This window comes from Rhizobium sp. USDA 3886 (assembly GCF_056279785.1).
The window spans coordinates 17,423-34,109 of the sequence record NZ_JBWCDC010000003.1; the positions used below are offsets into that span (position 1 = coordinate 17,423).

General features: G+C 58.7%; 17 protein-coding genes and 1 pseudogene. 2 read left to right on the forward strand and 16 right to left on the reverse strand.

The window, feature by feature from the left end:
- Nucleotides 1–120: 120 nt before the first annotated feature.
- From ACZ9BX_RS22855 to pxpB, 6 genes are read right to left on the reverse strand one after another with little or no spacing between them, the layout of a single operon-like run.
- On the reverse strand, nt 121–753 hold the full coding sequence (locus tag ACZ9BX_RS22855; protein WP_476220297.1) for a GntR family transcriptional regulator: 633 nt from the start codon (nt 751–753) through the stop codon (nt 121–123).
- A 10-nt stretch (nt 754–763) separates the two neighbouring features.
- Nucleotides 764–2,005, reverse strand: coding sequence for a hydantoinase/carbamoylase family amidase (locus ACZ9BX_RS22860; protein WP_476220299.1), 1,242 nt, complete (start codon nt 2,003–2,005; stop codon nt 764–766).
- A complete protein-coding gene (locus ACZ9BX_RS22865; RefSeq protein ID WP_476220300.1) occupies nt 2,002–2,949 on the reverse strand; it encodes a hydroxyacid dehydrogenase in 948 nt (315 codons plus the stop codon). The genes ACZ9BX_RS22860 and ACZ9BX_RS22865 overlap by 4 nt, the downstream gene beginning before the upstream one ends.
- Nucleotides 2,946–3,590: a GntR family transcriptional regulator gene (locus ACZ9BX_RS22870; protein ID WP_476220302.1), complete on the reverse strand. Its 645-nt coding sequence runs from the start codon at nt 3,588–3,590 to the stop codon at nt 2,946–2,948. The genes ACZ9BX_RS22865 and ACZ9BX_RS22870 overlap by 4 nt, the downstream gene beginning before the upstream one ends.
- Nucleotides 3,587–4,558 (reverse strand): 5-oxoprolinase subunit C family protein, encoded by a 972-nt coding sequence (locus tag ACZ9BX_RS22875; RefSeq protein ID WP_476220303.1) that lies wholly within the window; start codon nt 4,556–4,558, stop codon nt 3,587–3,589. Before ACZ9BX_RS22875 ends, ACZ9BX_RS22870 begins: the two co-directional genes overlap by 4 nt.
- A complete protein-coding gene (gene pxpB / locus ACZ9BX_RS22880) occupies nt 4,555–5,280 on the reverse strand; it encodes a 5-oxoprolinase subunit PxpB (protein WP_476220304.1) in 726 nt (241 codons plus the stop codon). Before pxpB ends, ACZ9BX_RS22875 begins: the two co-directional genes overlap by 4 nt.
- Before the next feature lie 185 nt (nt 5,281–5,465).
- Between pxpB and ACZ9BX_RS22885 the strand changes: the two genes are divergently transcribed.
- Nucleotides 5,466–6,239, forward strand: a complete 774-nt coding sequence (locus ACZ9BX_RS22885) for a LamB/YcsF family protein (RefSeq protein ID WP_027509017.1) — start codon at nt 5,466–5,468, stop codon at nt 6,237–6,239.
- An 11-nt stretch (nt 6,240–6,250) separates the two neighbouring features.
- Nucleotides 6,251–7,105, forward strand: coding sequence for a D-amino-acid transaminase (locus ACZ9BX_RS22890; protein WP_476220305.1), 855 nt, complete (start codon nt 6,251–6,253; stop codon nt 7,103–7,105).
- Between the two features lie 366 nt (nt 7,106–7,471).
- On the opposite strand, the gene ACZ9BX_RS22895 is transcribed toward ACZ9BX_RS22890, so the two are convergent.
- From ACZ9BX_RS22895 to ACZ9BX_RS22940, 10 genes and pseudogenes are all read right to left on the reverse strand, one after another.
- Nucleotides 7,472–8,254: an ABC transporter permease gene (locus tag ACZ9BX_RS22895; protein ID WP_476220307.1), complete on the reverse strand. Its 783-nt coding sequence runs from the start codon at nt 8,252–8,254 to the stop codon at nt 7,472–7,474.
- A 3-nt stretch (nt 8,255–8,257) separates the two neighbouring features.
- Nucleotides 8,258–9,433, reverse strand: coding sequence for an ABC transporter permease (locus ACZ9BX_RS22900; protein WP_476220308.1), 1,176 nt, complete (start codon nt 9,431–9,433; stop codon nt 8,258–8,260).
- A complete protein-coding gene (locus ACZ9BX_RS22905) occupies nt 9,430–10,497 on the reverse strand; it encodes an ABC transporter ATP-binding protein (protein ID WP_476220309.1) in 1,068 nt (355 codons plus the stop codon). Before ACZ9BX_RS22905 ends, ACZ9BX_RS22900 begins: the two co-directional genes overlap by 4 nt.
- 124 nt (nt 10,498–10,621) lie before the next feature.
- A complete protein-coding gene (locus ACZ9BX_RS22910) occupies nt 10,622–11,674 on the reverse strand; it encodes an ABC transporter substrate-binding protein (RefSeq protein ID WP_476220310.1) in 1,053 nt (350 codons plus the stop codon).
- 61 nt (nt 11,675–11,735) lie between these two features.
- Nucleotides 11,736–13,121, reverse strand: a complete 1,386-nt coding sequence (locus ACZ9BX_RS22915; RefSeq protein WP_476220311.1) for an aspartate aminotransferase family protein — start codon at nt 13,119–13,121, stop codon at nt 11,736–11,738.
- A gap of 55 nt (nt 13,122–13,176) precedes the next feature.
- Nucleotides 13,177–13,560: an FAD-dependent oxidoreductase gene (locus tag ACZ9BX_RS22920; protein ID WP_476220312.1), complete on the reverse strand. Its 384-nt coding sequence runs from the start codon at nt 13,558–13,560 to the stop codon at nt 13,177–13,179.
- Entirely contained in the window at nt 13,553–14,287 is a 735-nt protein-coding gene (locus ACZ9BX_RS22925; RefSeq protein WP_086995809.1) for an SDR family NAD(P)-dependent oxidoreductase, read from the reverse strand. The genes ACZ9BX_RS22920 and ACZ9BX_RS22925 overlap by 8 nt, the downstream gene beginning before the upstream one ends.
- A gap of 113 nt (nt 14,288–14,400) precedes the next feature.
- The gene (locus ACZ9BX_RS22930; protein WP_476220315.1) at nt 14,401–15,063 is read right to left on the reverse strand and encodes a GntR family transcriptional regulator; all 663 of its coding nucleotides are present in this window, start codon (nt 15,061–15,063) and stop codon (nt 14,401–14,403) included.
- A 121-nt stretch (nt 15,064–15,184) separates the two neighbouring features.
- A pseudogene (locus ACZ9BX_RS22935) lies at nt 15,185–15,726 on the reverse strand (AMP-binding protein); the annotation flags it as partial.
- Nucleotides 15,726–16,628: a LysR family transcriptional regulator gene (locus ACZ9BX_RS22940; RefSeq protein ID WP_132566884.1), complete on the reverse strand. Its 903-nt coding sequence runs from the start codon at nt 16,626–16,628 to the stop codon at nt 15,726–15,728. The pseudogene ACZ9BX_RS22935 and the gene ACZ9BX_RS22940, both read right to left, overlap by 1 nt.
- Nucleotides 16,629–16,687: the final 59 nt, after the last annotated feature.

The window sequence follows — 16,687 nt, forward strand, 5'->3', positions numbered from 1 at the left end:
GCTCAGGAGATGGCGTCTCTCTATCGAGACAGGCAGGCGGATTCTGGAAATCCAATATGGTGAGTGATGCAGTCGGCAGCCTTCCCTTCGAAAATCGTACCGCATCGGCGAATGCTGGCTCTAAGGCCGGGCAAGCCATCGCAGAAACCGACTACGCACGCTATCAAAATGGGCCTCCATGGCCCCTGCCGCTGCCGCTGGATCACGCGCCTCGATGGCGTCGATTATTGCGATATGCTCAGCGGCCTGCTCGGCAAAGCGGTCGTGAGTGCGGGTGATCGTACAGCGCCGGGCGATGCTGCGCATTTCCCTGACCATGTCGGGGAGAAGATGCAGATCGGCCGCCTCGGCGACGGCTTCGTGGAACGCGTCGTCATCCGTCCAGAAATGATCGAAGGCCACGTCCTTTCCCTCAACATAGGCCTGCATGATCTTGCGCGATTGCTCGAGCGCCGGCGTCATCGGACGCTGGGCGGCGCGAGCGGCAGCTGCACCTTCGACAAGACGGCGGATCTGGACGATTTCCAGCAATTGCTCGACGGTGACGGGCAGAACCATCAATGTGCCGTTGGTCAGCCGTGAGATGACACCCTCTTTTTGAAGCCTCGAAATCGCCGCACGAAGCGGCGTGCGGGAAATGCCGGATTCGATCGCCAAAGTCCGTTCGGTCAGCAGATCGCCGGCCTTGATGGCCCCTTCGAGAATGCGCTGCTTGATATCTTTGTAGGCTTGCTGGGCCAGGGTTTCGCTCATGTTTCCACTCTCACGATTTCGACCAGGCATGATGCAGAACCTTGACGGCCTGTATCAGGTCCGCGGGGTTCATGGCCTCATCCGGATTATGGCTGCCATTCCAATTGCGCAGAAACACCATGACCGAGTCCCAGCCAGCCTGGGCGAAGGCGGCGGCGTCATGGCCGCCACCGGATAACATCGTCCGAGGCTTGAGACCGAGTGCGACAGCGGCGGCGGTGATGGTCTGACCGAGGTCTGGAGACAACCGGGTCGGCTGGCTTCGCGATTGCGCACCGGTGACGACGCGCACCCCTCGCGCCTTTTCTATCCTGGCAATCTCGTCATGAAAAATCCGGTCGACCCGTTCCATGATTGCAGTATCGTCGCTGCGGATGTCGATGCAGAAATCAACCCGGCCCGGGACTTTGGCAAAGGCATGTTCGGCCGTTGCCGCATCGACGCGGCCAAAGGTCACCGCAAGGTCATGCCCCTCTTCCAGGACAGTGCCCCAAGCCTTGTCCATCGCCACAATGAGATCTGCAAGCGCAAATACGGCATCCGATCTCGAAACGCGTGGTGCGCCGCCGGAATGCGCCCAGACACCCTCGATGCGGGCGTCCCGGTAGCGCAGGCCGCCACGCACGCCGTCAACTATCCCGAAGGCTTCGCCTGCGTCGTCAAGGACCGGTCCCTGTTCGATGTGCAGTTCGAGGAAGCGAGCGGGCACGAGCCCCGAGCTACTGATAACCGCGTCCGGATCGCCGCCTTGTTCGCGCATGTGATCGGCGAGCGTGCGGCCGGTGTCTGTGCGCTTGGCCTGCATCTCCGCCGCCGTCAGGCGACCAAGCGCCGATCGCGAACCGATGTAGGAGACAGGAAACCAGACGCTTTCTTCGGCTCGGATTACTGTAACGACAAGATCGGTCGGCGGCGTTTTGCCACTCTTTACGAACGCCGTGGCGAGCGCCATGGCCCCAACAACACCGGCCGTGCCGTCATAGGCGCCGCCCATCGGAACTGTATCCAGATGCGAGCCGACGTAGAGCGCAGGCGCCTTTCGATCCCGGCCCGGCAGTCGCGCATAGAGATTCATAGCCGCGTCACGTGTTACTTCAAGGCCAAGGGCCTCTGCCTCTTCGGCTATCACGCGATGGGAATCAGTTTCCAAGGTGCTGTAGGCCGGTCGGGTATATCCCGGCCCGGGCGCGGAAATGGAATTGATCTTCTCCAGCAGCCGGTCAACTGTCTCCTTGATCAGCGTATCCGTCATGCCGACATTCCTACGGGAACGTTAAGGGCAGTCGCGGGGCGTCCGCCAGAGAGAGCGGTCAAGACGTTGCGGGCCGAACCCACGGCAACACGGCGTAGTGCCTCCTCGGTCGCGCCGCCAAGATGCGGAGTGAAAATCACCCGCCCGCCCGCCGCCAGCGGACCAAGCGGTGCTTCATGGGTATAGACATCGAGACCCGCCGCAAAAACACGGCCGGCGTCGATGGCCGCGACCAGTGCTTCTTCGTTGACAAGGCCGGCACGCGCAGTATTGACGAGGATTGCTCCGGGCTTGATGACCGACAGCGCCGCTTCGCCGATCAAATGGCGCGTCTCCGGACGAAGCGGTGTATGCAGCGACACGAGGTCCGCTTGGGAGAGGCCGGTTTCGAGGCTGGTCACTCTTTCGAAGCCCTGAAGGTCGGTAACACGCGGCGAGTACACCAGAACGCGCATGTCGAGTGCTGCCTTGAGCATATGGCCGAGCCCTGCGCCCGTTGCGCCGAAGCCGACAATCAGTGCTGTCTTGCCCGAAAGCTCGAAGAACATCTCACGCTCGCGAAAGCCATGCGCGCCGGTTCGTTCGCTGCGATCGGCGGCGGGAACGCGCCGGGCGGCGGCTAGCGCCAGAGCCAGTGCCAGTTCGGAAACCGATCGGGCATTTGCGCCCGGTGTGTTACAGACAAGAACACCCTTGCGCGTTGCCGCATCCTTGTCGACCGCATCATGACCGGCACCATGGACAACGACGACGCGCAGGCCGTTGCTGGCCTGAATGGCTGCAGCGGACAAACCGGCATCCCGCGTGATGACTGCATCGCAACTCGGAATCATCCGGGCGACGGTCTGCATGTCGGATTTCGGGCACAGCACCGGCTCGACGCCGGCCTGGCGCAGCAGTTCCAGCCCTTCGGCATGAATCGGCTGAACGATCAGGCACTTCATTCCCCGGTCCTTTCAAGGGATAGTGCGAGCCTTTCGAGAATGGCATCGCGGGCGTGGTTGATGTGCTCCTCCATCAGGAGGCCTGCCCGCTCACCATCGCCAGCCCGCAGGGCATCGAGCATTTCCAGGTGCTCTTCGCAGCTCTTCAAAAAACGGTGCGGCAAATTGCTGTGGTCGAACATGCAGGTGCGACGGCGCAGGTCGGCAATGGTGCTGACCATCATGTCGTTGCGGGTGGACAGCGCAAACGTCCGATGCAGGTCATCGTCGACCCGGCGCTGTTCGTCTTCCTCGCCCGGACCATGTTGCAGCAGATGGCGAACCCGGGCATCCAGTTCGTCGAGTACGGAAACGGCAACCGAGGTTGCCTGTCTGGCGCAGTGGGATTCCAATACCCCACGCAGGAAGAAGATTTCCTCGACTTCGGCGGCGGTCAGCGTTCGCACTTTCAGAAAGCGGCCGTCCTGAACAGCCAAGCCCTCCGCTTCGATCCGCTTGATTGCCTCACGCACCGGGGTGCGCGACATGTCCAATGTGTCGCCCAGCTTTGCTTCCTGCAGCGCATCGCCCGGCATCAAGGTGCCGGACAGGATCATCTCTATGATCTTCCCATAGGCCTGTTGGGCAAGCGGCTGGTTCATTGCGATATCTCTCCCGGTCGATCGTTACTGGCCGGCTTGGCTACCAGATTTGCAAGGACGCTGCGCAGGGCCTGCCGTTCGGCGATCAACAATTCCTCGGCCTGCCCCTGCGAAATGCGAGCAAAGCGGACTGTGCGGCCGGTTGCCACCTGGGCCAGCCTCGGCAGATCGACAGAGGCTACCGTGGCGATCTTCGGATAACCGCCCGCCGTCTGCCGTTCCGCCATCAGTACGAACAACTTGTTGGACGACGGCACCTGGATGGAGCCCGGGCATGTCCCGTCGGAGACGATATCGTGCCCTCCGACTGCCCGGATCGGCGGCCCGTCCAGCACCTGCGCCATGCGATCCCGGGTGGGCGACACGATGAAGGCCATCTCCAGAAATGTCTGCCTGACGTCTTCGGCAAAATAATCGTCCTGTGGTCCGCAAACCACCCGTATGGGACGCCCGCCGCGGCGCCAGGGTTGCCCCAAGGCAAGATTGATGGAACTAACGGCGTCACCGATCGGCAACCGGTCGCCCGCCTGTAACCGGCGCCCGCGGTGGCCGCCAAGCCCGCTGCGAAGATGGGTGGATCGCGAGCCGAGGACGGGCGCCACGTCGATGCCTCCGGATATCGCCAGATAGCCCCAGACGCACTCCCGCAAGGCGCCGATCGTCAGCGTCACACCCGGCAGAAGATCGTAGCTTTCCCAGGGATGTGCCCTCATGCCATCGAGCCTGATATCGACGTCACCGCCGGTCACCGCAAAACGCACAGGACGTGAGAGAGTAAAACTGCCGCCGACGCCGGCAAACTCCAGCCCGGCGCACATCGGATCATTGCCGACCAAGGCATTGGCGATACGGAAGGACGGGGCATCCATCGGGCCCGAACCGGATACGCCTGCATGTTGCAAGCCCTTTCGACCGAGGTCCTGGACCGTTGTCATCGGCCCTATCTGCCTGATGTCGATGAAGCTCATTGCGGCACCGCCTCGCCCGTCATCCGTCCCGCAGCGATCGCTCGATCAAGCGTCTCGGCCTCGCCCTCGCTGACGGGCCGAAATGTGACGCGATCGCCGGCTTTGAGCAGAAATGGCTCGGCTCTTGCCGGATCGAAAAGCCGCAGTGGCGTCCGGCCGAGAAACCGCCAGCCGCTTGGCCCTGGAACGGAATTGATGCTCGCCTGCTTGCCTCCGATGCCGATCGCGCTGGCCTCTATCCTTTGCCGGGGGGTTGCAAGACGTGGCGTATGCAGGATTTCCGGCAGCCCACCGAGATAGGCAAAGCCGGGCGCAAAACCGATCATGAAGACCCGATATTCAGCCGACGAATGAAGTTCGATCAGCTGGGAAACCGTCAGATCCTTCATGTCGGCGAGTTCCTGCAGGTCCATACCCATTGTCCCGCCATAGACGACAGGCACGTGGAAACGCCGCATGTGGCTATCGCCGACGACAAGGGCATCCAATCGCTGACGCAACGTCATCGCGAGACTGTGCCCGCGAACCGTTTCAGGATCATAAAACACCATCAACGAGCGGTAGGTCGGCACCAGCTCCTCGACACCATTCACCGGCGCATCCGCTAGATTTTGTGCGAGCGCTATGACTCGCTCGCTGACTGCCTCGTCAATGGTGTCGCACAACTCAACAGACAAGGCGCTGTCGCCGCAAGCAAGAATGCGCGGAAACGTCTTGACCATCGTATGCAGTTCCCCTTCGTCCGTTGCAGATAGGTGCGATTCTCGCTTATCGCGCGCTATTGCTATTTCAGTATACCAACTGTATGTCAACAAAAACTGCTTTAAATGCAACGCGCCAAACTTAAATTGCGCAGGGAAACCATAATTGCTGCAACGCAAGTCCACCCTGCAAGGAGTTCTATCGCATGGCAACCATCGACCTCAATTGTGACATGGGTGAAAGCTTCGGCGCCTACAAGATGGGCGATGACGAATCGATGCTAGAGCTTATTTCCACCGCCAACATTGCCTGCGGATTTCACGCGGGAGACCCCGTGGTTATGCGCGACACGATCCTGGCCGCCAAGGCCAGAGGCGTGGCGATCGGTGCCCACCCGTCCTTTATGGATCTTTACGGCTTCGGCCGCCGCCGCATTGCCGGCGAACGTCCTGAAGATCTGGAAGCGCAGATCATCTATCAGATCGCGGCCATGCAGGGCATGGCGACAGCCCTGTCCTGGCCGATAACCCATGTCAAAACCCATGGCTCCCTCGGCAACATGGCGGCGATTGACGCCGAACTCGCCGCCGTCTGCGTTCGCGCCATCAAGGCAGTCGATCCAACGCTCGTGTTCATTACCCTTCCCTATTCGGAAACGATGAAGGCAGCAGAAGTCGCCGGTCTTCGCGTCGCCTGCGAAATCTATGCCGACCGGACCTATGACGATGCCGGCATGCTGACCTCCAGGCAGATGGAAGGATCGGTCATTCACGATCCGCAGCAGAGCGTCGACCAGGTTGTGTCGATGGTCCGGGATGGCGTTATTCCAACCATGGGCGGGAGAAGGTTGCCCGTAGAAGCGGCGACGATCTGTGTTCACGGCGATAATCCCCATGCTGTAGCGATGGTCCGCGCCTTGCGCACATCACTCGCCGCCCATGGCGTCGATATCGCTCCCTTTGCAAAACCTGCGATCTGAACGAGGACGTAATGAGCCGCATTGTTTATTTGAATGGCACCTGGCTTCCCGAAGCCGATGCGAAAGTGTCCGTTTTCGATCGTGGCTTTCTGTTTGCTGACGCCATCTACGAAGTCACAGCCGTCATCGGCGGCAAGCTGATTGACTACCATGGCCATAGCGCCCGTCTTCATCGGTCCCTTTCAGAGCTCGGCATTCCCTGCCCGCTCTCCGAACCGTCGCTGCTGGACGCCCATCGGGAGATCGTCCATCGCAACGGGCTGGATGAGGGGCTGATCTACCTACAGATCAGCCGTGGTGCCGCGGATCGCGATTTTGCCTATCCCACCAAGGCGGAGCCGACGCTGGTACTCTTCACCCAAGCAAAGCCGATACTGAACAATCCGCGGAGCGAGACTGGCATCTCGATCGCCACCGTTCCGGACTGGCGCTGGGAGCGACGGGACATCAAAACCGTGCAACTGCTCTATCCATCCATGGCGAAGATGGAGGCGATGCGGCGCGGTGCCGACGACGCGTGGCTCGTTGAGGATGGGCTTGTCACCGAGGGCAGTGCTGCAACAGCCCACATCGTGAAAGCCGACGGAACGCTCGTGACACGTGGCCTGTCGAATGCGCTGCTACACGGGATCACCCGCGCGAGCATCATCGATCTTGCTCGCGGCGCTGGAATGGCCGTTGAAGAAAGGGCATTTTCTGTGGAAGAAGCTCAGGCGGCGGCCGAAGCCTTCATCACGTCTGCAACCAACTTCTCCACGTCGGTGATCAAGATCGATGAGGTCATCATCGGTGACGGCAAGCCTGGCCCCGTCTCAAGAAGGCTTCGCGCGCTTTACACGGAGAGTCACTTGGCTTCAGCAATTTGACAATAAGGATTTGAGAGGATCGCTTTTGGTATCTCAGCAGTAGGCGTGGCAGCATGGAGTCCGCGCCGGGCTGAAATGACGGATGCTGGTAGGGACAGATTAACAGATTAAGAGATCTGCTCGCTCAGGCCAGCCGAACTCAGCTGTCCGCGCCGATCAGGGTGCTGCGAATAAGGTAGGCCTAGGAGTATGCCGGTACAACAATTCATGATTGCCGGTGGGTGTGAAGAAATGCATCGTGGAGGCCGCCACTGCGGCAGTGGCGGCCTCCACGATGCATTCCAACAACGGTGCCAATCAGGATGTTGCCGGCAAGTCCGGCTGCACCGGAGCAGCGACCTCAGGCGCTTGCTAGAGTGGAAAGCCTCACGCCTCACACGTTTTTCGGCCTTTGGCGATAACAATGCCAATCAAACCTATCACTACAGTGCCTGCTATAAGGATCAGGGCCGCCGCTGCTATAGCTGGACTTATATTTTCACGTATCGTCGAGAACATCTGTCGTGCCAGCGTTCTTTGATTTGGCCCAGCCACAAATAGAGTCAGAACCACCTCATCGAGCGACGTCGCGAATGCGAGAACAGCGCCTGAAATGATGCCCGGCATGGCAAGGGGAAATGTGATACGCCGCAATACGGTGGCTGGAGAGGCGCCGAGGCTTTGGGCAGCCAGTTCCACACGCTTGTCGATCCCGGCAAGAGCAGCGCTAACACTTACGACCACGAACGGAATGGCGACAACCGTGTGCGCGACGATCACGCCGATATAGCTGTTGGCGATGCCGAGCCGGACGAATAGCACCTGCATTCCGACGCCTAGAACGACGGCCGGGACTACCATCGGCAGCAGGAAGAGTGTTTTCAATGCTCCCGACAGGAAGAGCATTCGATGGCGCAAGCCAAGAGACGCGGCCGTGCCCAGCGTAAGTGAAAGAGCTGTGGTTCCGAAGCCGACAATGAGACTGTTGATGATCGACCGACTCCAGGCGTCTGCAGTGACGAGCTCACCGAACCATCGCATTGACAATGCTGGTATAGGGTAGGTCAAAAAAACGCTTGACGTAAAGGCTAGGGGCAGGATCGCGACGAGTGGTGCGATTAAGAACGTAACGACGGCGATACTAAAGAGAATTTTGAAGGACGTGGTCACGGCTCAAGCTCTCCTTGGATCTTCGGCTGCAAGGCGCGCATAGAGGGTGTACAGGGCAATGGTGGGTACCAGAAGAACCAGGCCTAAGGCACCCGCCATGCTCCAATTGGCCGAACCGGTTGCATAGAAGGCGATCACGGAACTGATCATCTGGTCGCCTGGCCCCCCGATGAGAGCCGGCGTGATATAGTAGCCGATGGCCGACATGAAGACGAGCAACGCACCGGAAGCAACGCCCCGCAGACTCAGCGGCAAAAGCACACGTAGGAATGCCTTGATCGGATGCGCTCCCAGTGATGCGGCGGCGGGCATCAGGTTTCTCGGGATAGCTATCAGCACGCTGTAAATCGGCAGAACCATGAAAGGAAGTAGAACATGCGTCATTGCGATGATGACGCCCGTGCGGTTGAAGATCAGGGGCAGCGGGCCGTTGATGAGACCCAGCGCCTCCAGGACCTCGTTGATCAAGCCTTTTTCTTGGAGGATGATAAACCAAGCTGCCGTCCGCACCAGAAGAGACGTCCACAGCGGCAAGAGTACCGCCGCGAGAAGAATCTGGCGCTTCCATCCGTCGCACGCCGCAATCAGCATCGCATATGGAAAGCCGATCACGATGCAGGCGAGCGTTACTAAGGCTGCGATCCAGAGGGTGCGCGACATGATTGTCCGATTGGCGGAAGCATCTGGCGGCATTTCGACGATGCTCCCCGACGAGTCCCGGGTGAGATCGACCGCTGCCAGGAGATGACGGTCTGTCGTCGGTGATAGTGCGCCCGTGATCGCCCGCCAGAACTCTGGATTTTGCCAGCGTGGATCGATCTGCTCAAGACTTGGCAGAGGGTCGTTGCTGTTAATGGCCGACAGGGTTTTGGACATCAAAGTGCGAAAGCCAGACTGAGCGCTGTTTAGCCGTCGCACCATGTCGCCTATGGCCTGCGTATCGGTAGCCTGCTTCAGGTCCTTGACCAAGGCCGCCTTCAATTCGGGTGTCGGCGCCGACCGTCCGTCCCAAGAGTTTGCAGCTTTCGCCGTCTCTGGCAAAATGCATAACACCGCCGTGTCGGAGACCGCCTGGGACATCATCGTCATTAGCGGCCAGATGAAAAACACCGCGCTGAACAGGAGGAGCGGAGCAAGGAGAAGCGTTGCCCGCAGATTCTTTATTGCCCTGCCGGTCATGATGCGATGATCCAGCAATCCGAAGGCTGGAACTCGGCAACGACACTGGCACCGACGGGCCATTCGTGGGATTTGCGGCCAAGGCGTGCGACAACACTGTTGCCATTCCCGTCCAAATGCACCCTCAGATGATCGCCTTGATAGACGCTATCGGTGACGTTAGCCGCAAAGCTGTTCATTCCCGTCTTTGTCTCTTTTAATTCGATCCGTTCTGGCCGGATCGAGACGAGCACCTGTTGACCCGCGCGCATCACATCCCCAAGCGTTGCGCTCATCTGGCCACCGTTCTGAAGGCGAATTAGCCCTTGCGATCCGTCAACGCTCTCGATGGTACCCTGGAGCAAGTTCGTTTCGCCAATGAACTCCGCGACAAACCGCGTTCTCGGGTGGTCGTAGATCTCGCGGGGCGTACCGATCTGCTCAATCTTGCCCTTGTTGAATACGGCGATCCGATCAGACATGGTCAGTGCTTCTGACTGATCGTGCGTTACAAAGACAATGGTCAGTTCGAGGCGATTATGCAGGGCGCGGATGTCGAGTTGCATCTGTTCACGTAAATTCTTGTCAAGCGCACCGAGCGGCTCGTCCATCAGCACGACACGGGGCTCGAACACCAATGCCCGAGCTAGGGCCACCCGCTGCTGCTGCCCGCCGGAAAGTTGTGCAGGCCAGCGGTCACGCATGGCGCAGAGTTGAACCATGTCTAGCGCTCTCGTGACCCGCTCGGCGATCTCAACTTTGCCCGCCGAGCGCATCTGCAAGGGAAAGGCAACGTTTTCGGCAACACTCATGTGGGGAAAGAGCGCATAATTCTGAAATACTACACCCATGTCGCGGCGATGGGTTGGCACACTATTGACGGGCTCGCCATCAACCAAGATGGTGCCTTGGGTCGGTGTCTCGAAACCCGCCAGCATCATCAGAAGCGTTGTCTTGCCCGAGCCGGAAGGGCCGAGAAGGCTGACGAATTCGCCTTTGGCAATATCGAGATCGAGATTGTCGATGACACAAAGCGGACCATAGGATTTGCTGATTTGGTCAAAACGTATGCGCAGGTCACTCACAGGCGCTCTCCGTGTAGTTTTGACCGGCTCATATCGAGATGAAAGAATGGCCGGCCGACGTCGAAGAAATGCGGCGGACGCGCACTCAAGATAGTCCTGCTGCGCGCCGCCCGGGAGGAACTTTTTACTGTGCTAGCCAAGCGTTGAAGCGCTGCGTCAGAGCTTCGGCATTGTCGATCCAGAAATCGGTGTTCAGCGGCAGTGAGTCCGTCATATTGTTGACATCTGTCGGGACGTCCGAGGCATATTCCGCTGAAACATTGCTGGCGGCTTCGACGTTCGACAGTCCATAGGCGATGTAACGGGGCAACATGACCTGATTTGCGGCCTCGCTTGCAAACGCGATGAAATCTTGGCCGAGTACCTTGTTTTCTGCATCTTTCAAGACGACCCAGCTGTCGATTGCATAGATGCTTCCCGGCCAGACGACCTTGAAGTTCTTGTTCTCCGTGCGGTTGATACCGGTGATGCGGCCGTTATAAGCTGACGCCATGACGACTTCACCCGAAGCAAGCAATTGCAGGGGTTGTGCGCCTGATTCCCACCAGACGATGTTCGGGCGCAATTCGTCGAGCTTCTTGAACGCTCGATCGACACCTTCCGGAGTGGCAAGAACGTCGTAGACTTCGTCCTTCTTCACGCCGTCGGCGAGCAGCGCAAATTCGAGGGTATATTTTGCCCCTTTTCGCAGCGACCGCTTACCAGGGAATTTCTTCATGTCCCAGAAATCGGCCCATGATTTCGGACCATCCTTTAGCCTTGCACCGTCGTAGGCGATCGCCGTTGACCAGACGATTGCGCCAACACCGCAGTCGCTGACGGCATCCGGCAGAAACTTGTCCTTGCCGCCAAGCTTGTTCCAGTCAATCTTCTCGAAAAGTCCGTCGGCGCAGCCAAGAGCAAGTTCTTCGGCCTCAACCTGAACGACGTCCCAATTGGGTGCGCCGGCCTTAACCTTAGCCTGGAGCACACCAATGCCCCCATCCCAGGCTTCCTCGAGCAGTGGCTTGCCGATTTTTTCGGAAAACGGCTTAAAGTAGATTTCACGTTGTGCGTCCTGATAGCTTCCACCCCAGGACGCCACGGTCAGATCGCGAGCCGAAGCCGCCGGAACGGCCAATCCGGAAGAGGCCATGACAAGATTGGAAACGAGCGCGGTCTTGATAGAAAATTTCATTTCATTCCCTTCTTTTGTTGGCTGGAACCCCGCTCCTTTGCACGGGGGCAGGCGCAGGAAATCAGTCCTTTACGGAGCCGGCGGGAAGGGATGCGAGCGTTGCATCGAGTGCCTGCCGGAAACGGCCAAGAAGATCGTCGACTTGGTTTTCGGAGATGATGAGAGGCGGGCAGAAAGCCAGGGCATCGCCCATGATGCGGCTGATCACGCCAGCCTCCTGAAAATTGTTGTTGGCGATTGCTCCGAGTTGACCGGGCAATTCCAGACCCGTCTTGAGAGATTTGTCGGTGACGAGCTCAACGGCGGCCATCAAGCCGACGCCCCTGACTTCGCCTACGAGTGGATGAGTCTCCAACCTGTGCAAGCCAGTACGCAACCGTTCGCCCATGGCGGCGGCGTGTGCCACGAGGTTTTCCTCCTCGATGATACGAATGGTTTCCAGCGCCACGGCCGCAGCCACGGGATGCCCTCCCCCGGTGTAACCGTGACCGAGCGTACCGATCCTGTTGCTTTCGTCAGCAATAGGGTCGAATACCCGGTCATTGATCAAAAGCGCAGATGCAGGGAGGTAGGACGAAGACAATTGCTTCGACAGCACCATCATATCCGGTTTCAGATCATAGGTCTGGGTGCCGAACATATTGCCAGTGCGCCCGAAGCCGCAGATGACTTCATCAGCCACGAACAGAATATCGTATTTTTGCAGAAGGGCCTGAATCTTGTCCCAGTAGGTGCGCGGCGGCACGACGACCCCGCCTGCGCCAATGACCGGTTCTCCGAAAAAGGCGGCGATCGTTTCCGGACCCTCGCTCAGGATTGTCTCCTCGAGTTCTTCGGCAAGGCGCGTGGAAAAACTTTCCTCGGTTTCGCCAGCCTCCGCTTCACGCCAATAGTGCGGACAGGTGAGCCTGCTTACGCCGGACACGATCAGGTCAAAGGAGCGATGGTTGCCGGGTAGGCTCGTCAGGCAGGAACCGGCGACGGTAACGCCGTGATAGGCGCGGTTACGTACGACGATCTTCTTGCGCTGAGGTTCGCCGAGTGCGTTGGCGCGATACCAGATGAGCTTCAGGGCCGTGTCGATCGCTTCCGATCCGGAGTTCGTGAAGAACGCCTTGCTCATTGGAACTGGCGCCATGCTGACGAGCTTTTCGGCGAGATCGACGACAGGCCCGTGCGATTTATGTGTGAAGGTGTGGTAGAAGGGCAGCTTCGCCATTTGCCGCGCCGCCGCCTGGACCAGCCGTTTTTCACTGAAGCCAAGGGCCGCGCTCCAGAGGCCGGCCATCGCTTCGATGTAACGGTTGCCGGCAGAATCTATAACGTAAATGTTTTCGCCACGTTCAATGACGAGGGGCCCGATCTCCGAGTGTTTCTTGGCGTTGGTGTAGCCATGAAGATGGTATGCGATGTCGCGAGCTTCTGCCGAATTGGGTGCTGCTGTCATTATGTGCTTCCTAACCGCTCGCGCGAATAAGACCTAATGTATGATGCATCATATTTCATGCGTCATGGTGAGTCAATCCTTTTGGCTCCTCCAAGCCGATCATGCGCTGGATCTCCATCTCGCTCGTGGCAACCAGCACCTTGCCGCAGTTTTCGAAACGGGATGCCGTGGTCTTCGCAGAAGCGCTTGGTTGCCTCGGCCCCTTGCCGACAAAGGCGCGCTTTGAGGGAACCCGGCTGGTAGTAGAGCCGGCATGGATCACGCCACTGTTATGACCGGTCTGATGCCGGGCCAGTCCGGTCTCCTTTTTGAGAGGGAGAATACGCGCACCAGCGGTGCGTTCCTGAAGCGCCATTGCGGTGGCAAGACCGACGATCCCACCGCCGACAATGCAAAAATCGTATACCAAAGCCGCCCGTTTCCTCGACAGGTCAGACATGCTGTCCGCCGTTGATGTGGATCTCGGCACCATTGATGTATGAGGAGGCGTCACTACACAGGAAGTGTATCGTCTCGGCTACTTCGCGGGGCGTTCCGAGCCGACCCATCGGGACTTCTTGCTCCACCAAAGCGTCGGTGCCCGGCGACAGGATTGAGGTTTCGATTTCACCCGGAGCAATTGCGTTTGCACGGACGCCTCGTGGGCCGAACTCATGTGCGAGTTCGCGTGTCAAGGAAGCGAGGCCGGCCTTTGACGCGGCGTAGGCGACGCCGGCAAACGGATGAACACGCGAGCCGGCGATTGAAGTCACATTGACGATGTGGCCCTTGGCCGCCTCAAGCTCCGGCAGGAGCGCCCGTGCGAGCAATGCGGTGGAAATCAGATTGACGTTCAACACTTTCGTCCAGGTATCCGCGTCGGTTCCGATGATGCCAAGCCGCGAGCCGCCGGGGCCTTTGGGCGAAATGCCGGCGTTGTTAACAAGTGCGTCAAGCTTCCCATCAGGAAGACGCTCCCTAACAGCCGCGACCAAGGGGCCGATCTGAGCGAGATCTGCAAGATCAGCCTGAATGTGACTCTCCCTTGCTGTCGGCCAGGCGCATTCTTCTGAAAATGGCTGCCGCGACACTGTGAGGATGCGCCAGCCTTTCTCCTGAAATAACTTTACGGTTGCGTGGCCAATCCCGCGGCTTGCGCCTGTCAACAGCATGTATCCGGTTGCCATAAGACTCTCATTCATCTAGATGTATGATGCATCATAAGTGAGAACACGTTTGGCGCAAGATGTATTTTTGGCTGCCCTCAAATATTATCGTATCGACATCCACGCGGACATCATTAAGCAGCAGCCACACTCACACGCGCAAGGATAACTCGTCCACCCTTCTCAATGTCGTCCATGATTGCCCGCGCCGCGCCCTCGGGGTCGCCTCTCTTGATTGCCTCGACTATGGGGTAGTGGAAGTCGATCATCGAGCGGCCTCCCTCAAGATAAGCATCAGCGATCAGAGGACCCATCTGAAGCCAAAGGCGGCGGAGGATTCCGTTCAACACATGTAAGTCTGCAATTTTTGAAAGTTGGAAATGAAAGGCCTGATTGAGTTCTGTCCCTTTCAACCGATCGCCATCAACAAGCGCCTTTTCGTTTTCCGCCAGGATTGCCGTCAGGGTCTCAATGTCTGCCTTCGATGCAACACGGGCGGCACTCTCGGCTGCGAGAGCTTCGAGCCGCAAACGAATTGCGCGTATTTCGAGATACTGCGGCTTGCTAAGTATGGGAATACGTATGTCCCGGGGGGATTGAAAAACGATTGCATCGTCGTGAGCCAGCCGCAGGATTGCGTCACGTACAGGCGTTACACTCGTGCCCAACTGTTCGGCTATCTCGCGGATTTTCAGCCTGTCACCCGGCTGAAACCGGCCTTTGATCAACGCGTCGCATAGTGTTGCATAGACAGTGTTGCTCAGATTCTCATGTTCCAAAATCGGTAACTCGGACACGTATCAGACCTCGTGTTAAAGACAGTTAGATGCAGATAACTCGTTATGAACGTCTTTGATGCATCAAGCAACGTCGTGTGATCAGGCGGTTAGGGGAAACGGTTCATGCAGTTTCAAAGTCCAACCGATGACTTTCGCGCGGCTTCACTCTGCCTTGGCGAGGGCATCGAGATACTTGGCCGAGGTGCCGAAAATGGAAAAACTGCTCCTCTTCGGCGTAGTCCCACTCGACCTTTGCATCAGGCGCAAAGGGAGAGCCATCGCACAGGCAGAGCGTGGCGTCGCTCGCAAGCCCGGAAACCAGCTAGTTCTACATCATCCAGCCGCACATCGTGTAGTAGAAGAGCTTGTCCCCACTCACGAGATCCCAATGGAACCGGTGTTCCTTCAGATGCTGCAGAAGCGTTCCCCCGGCCGAGTGGACGATGCATTTCGGCACGCCCGTCGCCCCGAGGAAAACCGGATGACCAGCGGATGGGAGAACGGCAACCTCGAACTCGGGTTCGCGGGCGTCATGGGCGGACATGAATGCCTCGAGGGTGCGCCCATTCGCTGGCCTTGCGACAAGGCTTACCGCCCACGGCAATCCACGACGGCGACCGGTACGCCGAGCTGTGGCTCCAGCAACGTCACCTTCTCGCCGACATCAACGCGTTTGCCGCTCAGTTTCCTTCGGCCCACGTCCCAATCAACATTGTCATGAACCGCTCGGCTGCCGGCGAAAGCGTACCACCACGGCGGCGCACGATGCCTATCGTTCGCGAGATTTGCGGGTTGCGAATAGGTCTCGTGACGAGGAACGGATGCTCTTCCTGTGGTGTGGCGAGCTTCGGCAGAACCGAAATTCCAAGCCCGGCTTCCACCAAACCAAGCGATGTCGACAGATGCGTGACTTCATAGGACCAGCGCAATTTCAGGTTCGATTTCGCCAATGCTGCATCAAGAAGGGTGCGATTGCCGCTGGACCGGTGAACCGTGATCAGTTGATAGGGCGCCAGATCATCCCACTCGAGTTCACTCTTCGTCGCCAGCGGATGATCCTTGCGTGCTGCCAGCACGAACGGATCCTCGATGAGCCGGTCAAAGACAAGGTCGGGATCTGAGAAGCCCATGATATTGATGCCGAACTCGACTTCCCCGCGGGCGACCGCCTGCAGCCCGTCCGTGGCAGGCAGGTCGAGGATGCGAAACCGAATATGGGGATACTCGGCGCTGAACTGCTTGATGACCGTCGGCAGGAAATAGAAGGCTGCCGTCGGCAGGCAAGCGATGGTCACCAGACCGCTGCGCTGGGACCCGACATCGCGCACCGCAAACAGCGACGTGTCGAACTCCTCGAGCATGCGCCGCACCAAGGGGATCAGCTCCGCCCCAAGGGCAGTTGTCGAGACATGCCGCGTCGTGCGCTCGAGCAACGGCGCCCCGATTGCCAGCTCCAGCTTCTGAATTCGTCGGCTGAGTGCCGGCTGGGAAAGATTGAGAGCTTCGGCAGCTCGGTGGAAATTCTCGAGTTCGACGACCGATAGAAACGCGCGCAAATCCAATATCTCGCAATTAATGCTCATAACGCATCATTCCTTCTGATATTCGCATTTCACATATCAATCATTTTGCCGCTTACTGC